The 12765-nt window shown below is 70.2% G+C and carries 10 protein-coding genes; 4 read left to right on the top strand and 6 right to left on the bottom strand.

Features of this window, described 5'->3' with window-relative positions:
* Positions 1–12 precede the first annotated feature (12 nt).
* A complete protein-coding gene (locus NX1_RS06585; protein ID WP_068055396.1) occupies positions 13–1398 on the bottom strand; it encodes an amidase in 1386 nt (461 codons plus the stop codon).
* A gap of 271 nt (positions 1399–1669) precedes the next feature.
* On the opposite strand from NX1_RS06585, the gene NX1_RS06580 reads away from it, so the two are divergent.
* From NX1_RS06580 to NX1_RS06570, 3 genes are read left to right on the top strand one after another with little or no spacing between them, the layout of a single operon-like run.
* Positions 1670–4327 carry a serine/threonine-protein kinase gene (locus tag NX1_RS06580; protein WP_084501126.1) on the top strand — a complete coding sequence of 886 codons (2658 nt, stop codon included), beginning with the start codon at positions 1670–1672 and terminating at the stop codon, positions 4325–4327.
* Positions 4324–6507: a serine/threonine protein kinase gene (locus NX1_RS06575; protein ID WP_068055394.1), complete on the top strand. Its 2184-nt coding sequence runs from the start codon at positions 4324–4326 to the stop codon at positions 6505–6507. Before NX1_RS06580 ends, NX1_RS06575 begins: the two co-directional genes overlap by 4 nt.
* 19 nt (positions 6508–6526) lie before the next feature.
* The gene (locus NX1_RS06570; RefSeq protein ID WP_068055391.1) at positions 6527–7234 is read left to right on the top strand and encodes a cyclase family protein; all 708 of its coding nucleotides are present in this window, start codon (positions 6527–6529) and stop codon (positions 7232–7234) included.
* 20 nt (positions 7235–7254) lie between these two features.
* On the opposite strand, the gene hpt is transcribed toward NX1_RS06570, so the two are convergent.
* The 4 genes from hpt to dacB form a co-directional block, all read right to left on the bottom strand.
* On the bottom strand, positions 7255–7812 hold the full coding sequence (gene hpt / locus NX1_RS06565; protein ID WP_068055388.1) for a hypoxanthine phosphoribosyltransferase: 558 nt from the start codon (positions 7810–7812) through the stop codon (positions 7255–7257).
* A gap of 58 nt (positions 7813–7870) precedes the next feature.
* The gene (gene tilS, locus NX1_RS06560) at positions 7871–8971 is read right to left on the bottom strand and encodes a tRNA lysidine(34) synthetase TilS (RefSeq protein WP_245668361.1); all 1101 of its coding nucleotides are present in this window, start codon (positions 8969–8971) and stop codon (positions 7871–7873) included.
* A gap of 109 nt (positions 8972–9080) precedes the next feature.
* A complete protein-coding gene (locus tag NX1_RS06555; RefSeq protein WP_084501176.1) occupies positions 9081–10199 on the bottom strand; it encodes an Rv3626c family coenzyme F420 biosynthesis-associated protein in 1119 nt (372 codons plus the stop codon).
* A gap of 13 nt (positions 10200–10212) precedes the next feature.
* On the bottom strand, positions 10213–11610 hold the full coding sequence (dacB, locus tag NX1_RS06550; protein WP_245668373.1) for a D-alanyl-D-alanine carboxypeptidase/D-alanyl-D-alanine endopeptidase: 1398 nt from the start codon (positions 11608–11610) through the stop codon (positions 10213–10215).
* Positions 11611–11840: 230 nt separating this feature from the next.
* On the opposite strand from dacB, the gene NX1_RS06545 reads away from it, so the two are divergent.
* The gene (locus NX1_RS06545; protein ID WP_068055385.1) at positions 11841–12332 is read left to right on the top strand and encodes an inorganic diphosphatase; all 492 of its coding nucleotides are present in this window, start codon (positions 11841–11843) and stop codon (positions 12330–12332) included.
* A 153-nt stretch (positions 12333–12485) separates the two neighbouring features.
* Here NX1_RS06545 and NX1_RS06540 read toward each other — a convergent pair whose 3' ends face one another.
* Positions 12486–12728 (bottom strand): hypothetical protein, encoded by a 243-nt coding sequence (locus tag NX1_RS06540; RefSeq protein ID WP_068055383.1) that lies wholly within the window; start codon positions 12726–12728, stop codon positions 12486–12488.
* Positions 12729–12765: the final 37 nt, after the last annotated feature.

Raw genomic sequence — 12765 nt, 5'->3', positions numbered from 1 at the left:
GCGGGCGCACCGTCAGCGCACGGTGCGCCGCCATGGGTGCAGTTGTTCGAGTTGCGCGGAGAGGCGCAGCACGGTGGCTTCGCTGCCGGGCGGACCGGCCAGCTGCGCGGCGACCGGCGTACCCGAGTCGGGGTGCGTGCCCATCGGCACGGAGGCGGCGGGCCAGCCGACCAGATTCCAGATCGGCGTGAACGGGGAGAAGCGGAAGCCGCTGAGCACGTTGGCGAGCCAGCCTCTGCGGTGCCAGGCGCGCGCTCGCGGGGGCGCGGCGGCCAGCGTGGGAGTGATCACCACGTCGTAGTCTTCGAAGAAGTCGAGCAGCCTGGCTTCGATGCGGTCGACCTGGGCCGCGCGGACCAGCCCGAGCCGCTGGACGAAGCGGCCGATGGCCAGATGACGGCGAGTACGCGGTTGCAAGCGTTCTGGATGGGCGAGGGTGGCGGCCTCCGGCAGCGCCACCGTCAGCCAGCGGAGCAGCAGTGCGAGCACGGCGTCGCCGTAGGGCAGCGCGGTCGTCTCCACCCGGTGTCCCGCGGCCGCTGCGACGGCCGCGGCTTTGCGCGCGGCGGCGGCCCAGTGCGGGTCGACGCGGGCCAGCCGGGATGGTGGTGTGACGGCCAGCGCGATGCGTAGTCGTCCAGGCGGTTCCAAGTCGGCTAGGTCCGGACGCGCGGCCATGACCGAGAGCGCGAGCGCGGCGTCGCCGACGGTCGTCGCGAGCACGCCGTTCTCCACCATGCCGCCCCACGAGTCGACCCCGACGTCGGCGGGCACGGTGTGCCTGCCCGGCTTGATTCCGTAGACGCCGCAGCAGGCCGCGGGGATGCGTACGGAGCCGAGACCGTCGTTGCCGTGCGCCACCGGAACGAATCCGGCCGCGACCGCCGCGGCCGCGCCGCCGGAGGATCCGCCGGGGCTGCGCTTGATGTCCCACGGATTCCTGGTGATCCGGCGCTCGTCGTCGGTGGTCGCCCAGAGCCCGAGCTCCGGCATGGTGGTCAGTCCGACGACCACCGCGCCCGCGTCGCGCAGCCTGCGCACCACCGGGTGGTCGGCCGTCGCCTGCCCGGTGTCGGTCGCGGCCGAACCGGACAGCACCGTTTCGCCCGTCACCGGGACGTTGTGCTTGATCGCGACCGGCACGCCCGCCAGCGGCAGCACGTCCAGATCCGAGCGCTGCTCCAGCGCGATGGCCTCGGCGACGGCGCGCTCGGCCCGGACCACGCTGAACGCGCCGGTCGTCGCGTCCTCGGTGGCGATGAGTTCGATGGCCGCGTCGACGACCTCGGTCGGTGTCAGCGAACCATCGCGCACGCCTGCGGCGATGACCGCCGCGGGACCCCGCGGCGTCTCCGCTTCGGGGCCCGCATGCGGCCCCCCTCGCTCGCTCTCGCCCATGGGTACCTCCTGGGCGGACGGTTTTTTCGTACTAGCGGTTCCAGTGATTGCAGCCAAGCCATCCGCTACCGCCGTAGCCTTGTTGTGCATGTGCTGATTCGCCCCCGTCGCATCGTTGTCGAAATCGGGTGATCCGCTGTTGAGGCGCAAGTTATCATTCCCGATACCGCTCGAGGGACGATGACGTCGGGTGTGGCGGATTTTATCCGGTACAACCACCGATCGACAGTGCGGATTTCCCGATCATCCGCCCCAGCTAGTAGGTCCGAGAATGAGTGCCGACTCCGATAGAAATTTCCGCCCGGACACGGCTTCCGACACCGAGGCCGGCGGCCAGTTGCTCCGATCGGAGCTCGTCGCGGTGGAGGCATTCGCCGCGGCGTGGGCCGCCGTGCTCGTCATCGCCCCAGATGAGGGGCCCGGACCACTCCCCGAGATCAGCGCGTTCCTCCCCGACGCACGCACCCTGCGCCGCCAGGCGCTGATCGAACTGATCCGGGTGGATATGCGGTATCGGTGGCTGCGCAAGGCCGCGGCCGGACCGCCTCGGCCGGAAACACCGCCACCCACCCCGGGGCGCAAACGATTGGCCGAATACTGCACCGAATTCCCAGAGCTCGAACCCCAGAACATACCGGCCAGTTTGGTGTACGAGGAATTCGTCGTCCGCCGTCAGAGCGGTGAGCGCGTCGACCCGCGGGAATGCCTGCGCGAATATCCGTCCCAAGCGGCCGAGTTACGGGATCTGCTGAATGCCGACGACGTCGAGCAGAGCACCCGCCGAGCCCCGATGGGTGACTCCGAAACGGTGCGGGCCGAGGAGTCGGGCGGCACCGACGGCGACGCCACTCGCGCCGCACTCGACGACATCACCCGCACCGCGCTCGCGGCGACCGCACTGAACCAAACGACCACATCCGCACGTGGTAGTGGGGTGAACCCCACGGCGGAAGCGACAAGTACCGCCGATCTGACCGGAACCGCAACCGCGATCGGCACCACGATGGGTACCGGGCCGGGTCGTCTCGACCCCCTGGACCGCATCGAGGTCGGCCAGCGCGTCGACGACTTCGACCTGCTCACCGGTCTCGGCAGCGGCGCGTTCGCCCGCGTGTTCCTGGCCAGACAGCGCTCCATGCAGCGGCTCGTCGCGGTGAAGATCTCCGCCGACCGCGGCACCGAGCCGCAGACTCTGGCCCAGCTCGACCACGACTACATCGTGCGGGTCTTCGACCAGCGGCTGCTCGACGCGGGCGAAACGAGCGGAGCCGCGCGGCGGTTGCGCCTGCTCTACATGCAGTTCCTGCCCGGCGGCACGCTGCTCGGCGTGTTGCGCTGGGTGCGCGCCACACCGCCGGAGGAACGCAGCGGCCAGCTGCTGCTCGACGCGGTGGACGCGGCGATGGAGGAGAAAGGCGAGATCCGCCCGACCGATTCCAGCGTGCGCGCCGAGATCGCCGCACTGAGCTGGCCGGAGACCGTCGCCTGGCTGGGTCGCAGGCTGGCCGAGGCGCTGCACTACGCCTCCGCGCACGGCGTGTTGCACCGCGACGTGAAGCCTGCCAACGTGCTGCTCACCGCCGAGGCCGTGCCGAAGCTCGCCGACTTCAACATCAGCTTCAGCCGCAATGTGGAGGGCACGAGCCCGGTCGCCTACTTCGGCGGCTCGCTGGCCTACATGTCGCCCGAACAGCTGGAGGCGTGTCATCCCGGTCGCGACCGTTCCGCCGCCGATCTCGACACCCGATCGGACATCTTCTCGCTCGGCGTGGTGCTGTGGGAACTGCTCACCGGCGGCAAGCCTTTCGACGACACCACCGCCGGCGCGAGCGACCGCGGCGACGACACCACGCTGGAGGCCATGCTGGAGCGGCGCAGCGTCGGTGTCGACGCCGCGGCACTGGCGCGGGTACCGAAGAACTGCCCCGCCGCGCTGTGCCGTGTGCTGCTGACCTGCCTGCGACCCGAGCGCAGCGAACGCTGGTCCGATGGCGCGACGCTGGCCAAACAGTTCGACCTGTGCCTGGACGAACGCGCGCGCGATCTGGTCGACCCGAAACCGGGCAGCTGGCGGCAGCGGTTACAGCCCTACATCATCCCGGTGCTGATCGTGGCGATCGCCTTGCCGAACATGCTGGCCTCGCTCTACAACATCCAGCACAACCAGAACCTCATCGTGGATCGAATGACCGAGGAAGCTCAGCGCACCTTCCTGGTCATCACCGGTGTGGTGAACGCGGTGTTCTTCCCGATCGGGTTCTTCACGATCATCTACTCCGCGCGCTACGTGCTCTCCGTGACGAAGGGACTACGCAAAGGCAAACGCTACGACCCGGACACCTTGCGGCGCGCCAGAACCGACACGCTGCGGCTCGGCGAAATCGCCGTGTTCATCCCGTTCCTGCTGTGGCTGCTGGCCGCGTTCACCTTCCCGGTCGCGATGCAGCTGTCCACCGGCGGGATTCCCGCCAGCGCCGTGGTGCACTTCATGGCCTCGCTGGTGGTCTGCGGCGCGATCGCGGCGTCGTATCCGTTCTTCCTCGCGACCTTCTACCTGATCCGCAGCATCTATCCGATCTTCCTACGCCACGGTGACATCAGTGCCGAGGACGCGGGCCGGCTGCGCAGACTCGATCGCCGGGCCAACGGCTACCTGGCGATCGCCGCCTCGGTGCCGCTGCTCGCGGTGGCCGGGGTGACCTTCCTGCCGCCCGGCGACATCCCCATGGTGATCTTCGCGGTGCGCGTGCTGTGCGCGGGCGCCATCATCGCCTTCGTCGGGTCGTATCTGCTGTTCCGCGCCCTCGAGGCGGACCTGCGCGCGCTGGAGCGGGTGGTCGCCGGCGGCGAGACCAGCCCGCACCAAGACGCCGAACACCGCGCGCGCCGGTTCGACAATCGGCCGCGCGCCGCCGCGGAGCGGCCGTGACCATCGCCCACATCGACCCGGTGGCCCGCTTCACGGCCGATTGGCAGCATTGCCTGCGCGGTGCGGGCGCGAAGCCGCCACGCCTGGCCGACTACGTGCCCGACGGCACCGAGGTGCGGGTCGCGGTGCTCGCCGACCTGGTCCGCATCGACCTGCGGCAGCGCTGGAGCGGCCGCGGACCCGCGAAGCGCATCGCGGAGTACCAGCGGGAATTTCCCGAGGTCGACCAGAGCCCGGAGCTGGTCGACCTGGTGTGCGAGGAGTTCATCGCCCGGCGCGGCCGAGGCCCGCTTCCGCTGGAGGACTTCCTCGCCGAGTACCCCGAACTGGCCGACGCCGTCCGCGAGCGGCTCACCGGCGACCACGGTCACCCGGCGGTGGTGCGCGTCGATCACGATCCCGCCGCACTCGCGCCGGGGCAGCGGGTCGACGACTTCGATCTGCGGACCGAACTCGGCCGCGGCCGGGGCGGACGGGTGTTCCTGGCCAGGCAGCTGTCCATGCAGCGGGTGGTCGCGGTGCGGGTGGCCACGGCGGGCGGCTTGGACCCGCAACCGATGGTCCAGCTCGATCATCCCCATATCGTGCGGGTTTTCGATGAGCGGGTGCTCACCTCCGGCGGCGAGATCAGCACCCTCGTCTACATGCAGTACCTGCCCGGCGGCACCGCGGCGGAGCTGCTGCTGCGGCGCCGCGCGGCAGGCTCGGAGACAGGCGGCGCGCTGCTGCTCGGCGCGCTGGACGCCGCGATCGAGGCGAAGGGCGAGATCCGTCCCGCCGACTCCCTGGTGCGTGCCGAGCTGGCCACGCTCAGCTGGCCGGAAACGGTGGCCTGGATCGGCCGTCGCCTCGCCGACGCACTTGGCTACGCCGATCGGCACGGTATCGCCCACCACGCCATCGACCCGGCCAACGTGCTGTTCACCAGCGAGGGCATCCCCAAGCTCGCCGACTTCGCGCCCGGCGACGGCGCCGCACCACCGCCCGATTCCCCTGCGGCGCTGGGTGATTCCGCTGCGCTGCGCGATTGGCTGGCCTACCGCTCCCCCGAACAACTCGCCGCCGCGCTGGATCCGGACGCTCCCGCTCCCGACACCCGCAGCGACCTGTACGCGCTCGGCGTCCTGCTGTGGGAATTGCTCACCGGCACAAGGCCTTTCGCCGACGAACCGGCCACCGTCGAGGCCGCACTCCTGGCACGACGAGCGGGGGTGCCCGCGGCGGCGCTGGCGCAGCTGCCCGCCGACTGCCCGCCCGCGCTGCGCCGCGTCCTGCTGACCTGCCTGGAACCCGATCCGCAGCGGCGCTGGCGGAACGGCATGGTGCTGGCCGAGCAGCTCGATCTGTGCCTGGACCCGCGGGCTCGCGACCTGGTCGACCCGCCCGAGCGGAGCTGGCGAGTCCGGTTGCGGGCCTGGCGGGTGGTGGTGGTCGGCTTGGCCATCGCGGTGCCCAACCTGCTGGCCTCGGCCTACAACATCGACCACAACAACATGCTGATGCACAGCAGGCAGTCCGCGCAGACGCAGCGTCAGTTCGAGATCTACTCGGTGATCACCAACGGCCTCGGCTTCGCCATCGGCACCGTGCTGCTGGTCTACTGGGCCAGGTACCTGATCACGGTGCCACACGGGCTGCGCAGGGGCGTCCGCTACGACCAGGACGTGCTGCGCAAGGCGCGCGCCTCGGCCGTGCGGCTCGGCGATCGGGCCGCGCTGATCATCTTCACGCTGTGGCTGCTCTCCGGCCTCGTCTATCCACTCGCTCTGCGCGGCACCACCGACCAGGTATCGGCCAGTGACTACACGCATTTCATGATCCTGCACACGGTCTCGGGCGTCATCGCGATGACGTATCCGTTCCTGCTGACGAACTTCTACATCGTCCGGTGCATTTACCCGATGTTCCTGGGGCAGGGCGGAATCGAACCGGCCGAGGCCGAGGATCTCCGCGCGCTGCGCCGCCGCAGCGGCTTGTATCTGCTGCTCGCCGCGTCGATTCCGCTCATCGCGGTCGCGGGATCAACCCTGTTGAGCACAGCCGACCTGGCCAAGATCATCGTCTCGCTGCGGATAATGTCCATCGCGAGCATCGTCACCTTCGTCGTGGTCTACCTGCTGTTCCGCGCCATGGAGCGGGATCTGGACGCGCTGCGGCGGGTGACGGCGCCGGGTCTGTAGCCACTCACCCAGGAGCGCGATGAAGCCACCGTTCGGCAGGCTGGTCAGCCTGTCGCATGTGCACGATCCGGCGACGACGCCGATCTTTCCCGGCGATCCGGAATTCCGCGCCGAGGTCGTCGCCACCGTGGCCGACGACGGCTACTACCTGCGATACATCCAGCAGGGCGAGCACACCGGGACACACTGGGGCGCGCCGATCCATTTCCATGCCGACGGACTGGCCGCCGACGAACTGGAACCGGACGACCTGCTGCTGCCCGCCGTGCGAATCGACGTGCGCGAGCAGTGCGCGACGAATCGCGACTACGCGGTCACGGTGGACGATCTGCGGCGATGGGAGGCGCGGCACGGCCGCATCCCGGACGGCGCGGCCGTGATCGCGTGGACCGGATGGGACGCCAAATGGGGCGGGCCCGAGTTCGTCGGAGCCGGTGAATCAGCCGGTCGGCAGCCGGGTTTCGCGGTGGAGACGGTGGAATGGCTGCTGAACACCGGACGGCTCGGCAGGCGCGGCGCACTCGGCATCGACACCTTCGGTCCCGATCTGGGCTCCGACGACTCCTACGCCGTCTCCAAGCTGCTCTATCGCGAGCGCCGGATCAGCCTGGAGTGCCTGGCGAATCTCGCGGAACTGCCCGCGACAGGCGTGTGGATCCTGGTCGGCGGCCCGCTCTACCGTGGCGGATCGGGCTCGCCCGCAACCATTTTCGCGCTGCTGCCCTGACTCACTGGGAAACCGTCGCCTCAGGAACCGCCGTACACCTTCGGGTCCAAGGTGCCGATGTAGGGCAGGTCGCGGTAGCGCTCTGCGTAGTCGAGGCCGTAGCCGACGACGAACTCGTTCGGGATGTCGAAGCCGACGTGGGCGACCTCGACGGGGGTGCGCAGCGCGTCGGGCTTGCGCAGCAGGGTCACCACCTCGAGCGAAGCCGGGTTGCGAGTCGACAGGTTGCGCTTGAGCCAGGACAGGGTCAGGCCGGAGTCGATGATGTCCTCGACGATCAGCACGTTGCGGCCCGCGATGTCCTTGTCCAGGTCCTTCATGATCCGCACCACGCCCGAGGAGGAGGTGGAAGAGCCATAGGAGGAGACGGCCATGAATTCCATCTGGGTCGGGATGGGTAGTGCCTTGGCCAGATCGGTCATGAAGAAGATCGCGCCCTTGAGCACGCCAACCAGCAGCAAATCGCCTTCGGGTGCGTCGGCCGGATAGCGCTTGGCGATCAGCTCCGCCAGTTCCTGCGTCTTGGCGGCGATCTGTTCCTCGGTGATCAGCACCGACGCGATGTCGTCCCCGTACACGTCAGTTGATTTCCCTTCCTGTGCGCCGCTGGTTTCGATCGATCCCGCTCGGCATCAGTCACTCGCGCGGGCATCGGTCGTGTCCGCGCAATGTCAGCCTGCCATGTTCGCGCGCGGCAACCAACCTCGTGTCCGGTGACCCACCGCCGACGGCGACGCCGCCCTGCCCGCGCCACGCCGTCACCAGGGCGTCCACCGCCCGTAAATGCCTGTCTGTCAGGGCTTTCGCACCGCTGTCCAGGAGCCAGGACCGGATCGCCCTGCGCCGCAGCGCCGCGGGTGCAGTGGCGAGCGTCTCGATGGACAGCGCCACCTCATCACCGGCGGTCCCGGGCACCCTGGCAGCCTCCAGCAACTCATCGGCAAGCACGTCGAGCAGCGCGCCGTCCTCGCGCAACTGTTCGGCGGTGCGGGCGAGCGCGGGCGCGACGCCGCCGCCGAGCACGTCCTCGAGCAGGGGCAACGCCTCCGTACGCAGGCGAACCCTGGTGAATTCGGGTGACAGGTTGTGCGGGTCCTCGTGCGGTGTGCGACCGAGGTCGGCGCACATCTGCCTGGTCGTGGCCCGCCGGACGCCGAGCAGCGGCCTGCCCCACGGTTCCGCGTAGGCCGCCATGCCCTGGATCGAGCGCCCACCGGAACCGCGGGCGAGTCCGAGCAGCACGGTCTCGGCCTGGTCGTCGAGGGTGTGGCCGAGCAGGACGGGCGCGCCGGCGCGCGCGGCATCCAACGCCAGGTACCTGGCCGTGCGAGCCGCCGCTTCCAGACCGCCCTCGGTGCCGACGTCCACCGCCAGCACCCGGGCCGACCGGCAGCCGAGCGCGAGCGCCGCCGCCGCCGCGTCGGCCGCCACCTGAGCCGAGCCGTCTTGCAGGCGATGGTCGACGATCAGCGCGTCGACATCCCCGAACTCGACGACCGCCGCGGCCGTCAACGCGAGCGAGTCGGCGCCGCCGGACAGGCCGACCGCGACCGCTGCGTTCGCGGGCAGATACTCCCCCGCCCAGGCCCGTACCGCGTGCCTGACCTCCAGCACCGCCGCGGTTTCCGGCAGCCTGCGCGGCCCGGCCGAGTCAGCGCTGCCCCGGGTCGACCCGGTCGCCTCGCGCGGCCCGGGCGTCGCTCGTACGGCACGGCCCATGCCGAGGACATTACCCATGCTCTGTTCGATACGATGCCGGGACCGAAGCGCGAATCCGGCCGTTCACCCGCGATCGGCAAGCAACACCGAAGTTCCCGTTCGCCCCGGCCGGACCCGGCGAACCCGCTCAGCCGAGTACCCGCGCGATCCAGCGGTCGGGGTTGTCGATCTCGTCCGGCAGCGGCAAGGTATCGGGGTCCGTCCACACGACGTTGAACCGTTCCATGCCGACGCGGTCGACGACGTGGTCGACGAAGGCCTTGCCGCGGACGTACTGGGCGACCTTGGCGTCCACGCCGAGCAGGGCGCGCAGCAGGCGTTGCAGCGGATTGGTCGGCCGCTTGCGGCGCTTGTCGAAGGCGGCGCGGATCTGTTCGACCGACGGAATGACGCTCGGTCCGACGGCATCCATCACGTGGTCGGCGTGGCCCTCGAGCAGGGTGCCGAGCATGAGCAGCCGGTCGAGCGCCTCGCGCTGCGGCGGCGCCTGGGTGGCGCGCAGCAGGCCGACGATGCCGCGGGTGGCCGGATCGTCGGGCGCGGTGCCGCGGCGGCGGTCGCGCAGTTCGTCGACCAGGCGGGTCAGCATGTCGGCGAGCGGTTCGTCGCCCACCTGGGAGAGGACGTCGACATTGCTGCGCATGTAACCGGCCAGCCAAGGGGCGGAGGAGAACTGCACCCGGTGGGTCACCTCGTGCAGGCACACCCAGAAACGGAAGTCGCTCGTCGGGACGCTCAGCGCGCGCTCGACGGCCATGATGTTCGGCGCGACGAGCAGCAGCGTGCCGTCCGGTCCGGTGAACGGGTCGTACTGCCCGAGGATCGCGGTGGAGAGGAAAGCCAGCATGGCGCCCGCTTGCAGGCCCGCGGGCTTGCCTGCGAGCAGGCCGCGGCCATGCGGATCGCCGCCGGTGCCGGTGAGCTGGGCCATGGAGTCGGCGGCCGCGCCGATCCAGCCGGGCCGATCGACGATGCGCGCCGCAGGGACGGGCTGGTCGTCGAGCAGTCGGCTCACCTCGCGGACCGGGACCTCGGCTCGCACGGACGCCTCGGCCAATTCGGCGACGACCTGTTCGGCCGAGTACCGCGAGGTGCGCGGCCCCGGCGGAACGAGGGCCGACCCGGTGCGGGCGGCCAGCCGCCAGTCGACGGCGCCGGACAACCCGGAGCGATGCCGCAGCGCCTTGCCGTCCGGTACCGGATCGGCAGGAGCGGATTCGCGAGTATCGTCAGCGCCTTCGAACATGGTCAACCACCCGTCACGAGCATCCACAGTTGCGCAGCGTGCCTGCGATGGCGTCCAACGCGGGCCTGCTCACCTCCGGCGGCCGATCGTTCGACATCAACGCGAAGGCCAGCACCCGGCCATCCCGGTCGAGCACATACCCGACCAACGTGCTGGCCACCGAGAGAGTTCCGGTCTTGGCGCGCACCCAACCCGCGCCGCCCCGGTTCTGGGTGACGTAGCGGCTGGCCAGCGAGCCTGTCGCACCCGCGACCGGCAGATCGTCGAGCATCGGCGCAAGCGTGGCGGAAAGCTTCTCGCCCGCGGGCCGCGCGTTGGTGCCAGACGGCGTGTCGTCGGCCGACTGGGCCGCGGTGGCGACGATCTTGCCGAGCAGACGCGCGGGAATGCGGTCCTCCGTCGAGAGCCCGCTGGTGTCGTGCATCACCACGCCGTTCGTGTCGAAGCCCGCCTTCACCAGCGTGGCGGCCACGGCGGCGACCGCGCCGTCGAACGACGGTTCGTACCCGGTCGCCAGGGCGATTTCCCGGCCGATGGTCTCGGCGAGCACGTTGTCGGAGTGGACCATCATGTCGCGTAACCGGTCGCGCAGCGGCGCGGACTGCACGCTCGCCACCTCGGCGGCGTCCGGCGCGGCCTTGCCCGCGCGCACCCGTTCGGGGTCGAGCCCGAGTTCGGCGGCCAGCCTGCGTCCGGCGTCCAGCGCGGGGGTCGCGGTGCGCGGTGAGTACTCGACGAGCGGGTCGAGGCGGCCTCCGTCGATCATCACCGAGTCGATCGGCGCGATGGAGCCGCCGGGGATGTCGGCGTTCTCCCAGCCCTTCGCCATGGTCGCCCCGGCGAAGGCGGTGGTGTCGACGACGATGGTGTCCACCGCGCGCCCGGAGAGGCGGATCTGCGCGACGAGGTCCGCCAGGCGCGGCCCATTGGGGTAGTAGCCCTTGCCGTCGGCCTGCGCGGTGAGAGTCGGGTCCCCGCCGCCGACGAGGACGAGTTCGCCGGGCGCGGCGCCGTCGACCACCTTGGTGGCGACCCGCTGATCCGGGGGCAGCGCGAGCAGTGCGGCCGCGGTGGTGAGGATCTTGGCGGTGGACGACGGGATCATCGGCGTGCCGGGGTCCTGGCTCCACAGCGTGGTCCCGCTGTCGGCGTCGGTGACGATGCCGGCGAACGCGCCGAGATCAGGATTGACCAGCGCGGGCCCGAGCGCGGCGACGACACCGGCCGGACTCGGCGCGGGCGCGTCGGACGGGGCGGCGGCCACCTGCGGGAACGGCTTGACCGGAGCGGGCGGCGCGGCGACGGTCAGCCCGCCGTGCCGGAATTCCGGGGTCCACGGCTCGAGGACGACCAGCGCGCCCGCGGCGGCGATCAGCAGCACCGCGAGGGTGGCCCCGAATCCGATCCACATCCTGCGGCGGCGCCGCGCAGCCAAGTCACCGATATTCCTCTTGTTCCCACCAAACACGTGCCCGTCGTCTCCCTGACTCGGCTGCCGCGCACCACCCGGCGCACCCATGCCCTATAACCTCGGCCCCACCGATCACACTATCCTCGTTTCGCTACCGTTCCCCCGAACAACCTGGCGAGTCGGCGGTCGTGCCCGCTCTAGCCACCGGATGCAGCACAGAAGGAGATGGCGTGGAGTTCGACGTCACTATCGAGATCCCCAAGGGTTCCCGCAACAAGTACGAGGTCGATCACGAGACCGGCCGGGTCCGCCTCGACCGCTTCCTCTACACCTCCATGGCCTACCCGGCCGACTACGGCTTCATCGAGAACTCGCTCGGCGAGGACGGCGACCCGCTCGACGCGCTGGTCCTGTTGCCCGACGCGGTGTTCCCGGGCGTGATCGTCGAGGCGCGTCCGGTCGCGATGTACAAGATGGAAGACGAGGCGGGCGGCGACGCCAAGGTGCTGTGCGTGCCCGCGGGCGACCCGCGCTGGGACCACATCCAGGACCTGGCCGACGTGCCCGAGTTCGAGCTCTCCGCGATCAAGCACTTCTTCGAGCGCTACAAGGATCTGGAGCCGGGCAAGTTCGTGAAGGGTTCGGAGTGGGTCGGCCGGGCCGAGGCCGAGGCGGAGGTGGAGGCCTCTCTGAAGCGCCTGCAGGAGCAGGGCGGCCACTGAGCCACACGACGAAGGCGGGAGGTCCGTACGGACCTCCCGCCTTTTTCTATGTCCCACCCCCGAACGCGAAGGGGGACGCCCGGCCGATGCCGAACGTCCCCGGGAATCCGATCACGGTGCGGCAGCGCCGTTTACGGGTGGTTTCGCGGACCGTCAGTAGTAGATGTAGAGGTCCCAGCCGTCCCAGGCCTCGACGCACTCCCAGTAGTAGCCGCCGGTGCTGGGCGAGGTGCCGTCGGCACGGCAGGCTTCGAAAGTGGCGTAGGTGCCGATGTAGGTGGCGCCGTAGCCGGTGGCCTGGTAGGTCGGCGCGGCGTTGGCCGTGGCAGCCGTCGACACCCCGGCGACGGCTGCGGTGGCAAGAAGGCCAGCGGCGAGGAAGGACTTGATTCGCATTTCTGCTCCTGGAAAGCGAGGTTTGAAGTTGACTCTT

The sequence above is a fragment of the Nocardia xishanensis NBRC 101358 genome, assembly GCF_001613365.1.
GTDB classification, from domain to species: domain Bacteria; phylum Actinomycetota; class Actinomycetes; order Mycobacteriales; family Mycobacteriaceae; genus Nocardia; species Nocardia xishanensis.
This window is presented reverse-complemented; position numbering and strand designations above follow the sequence as displayed.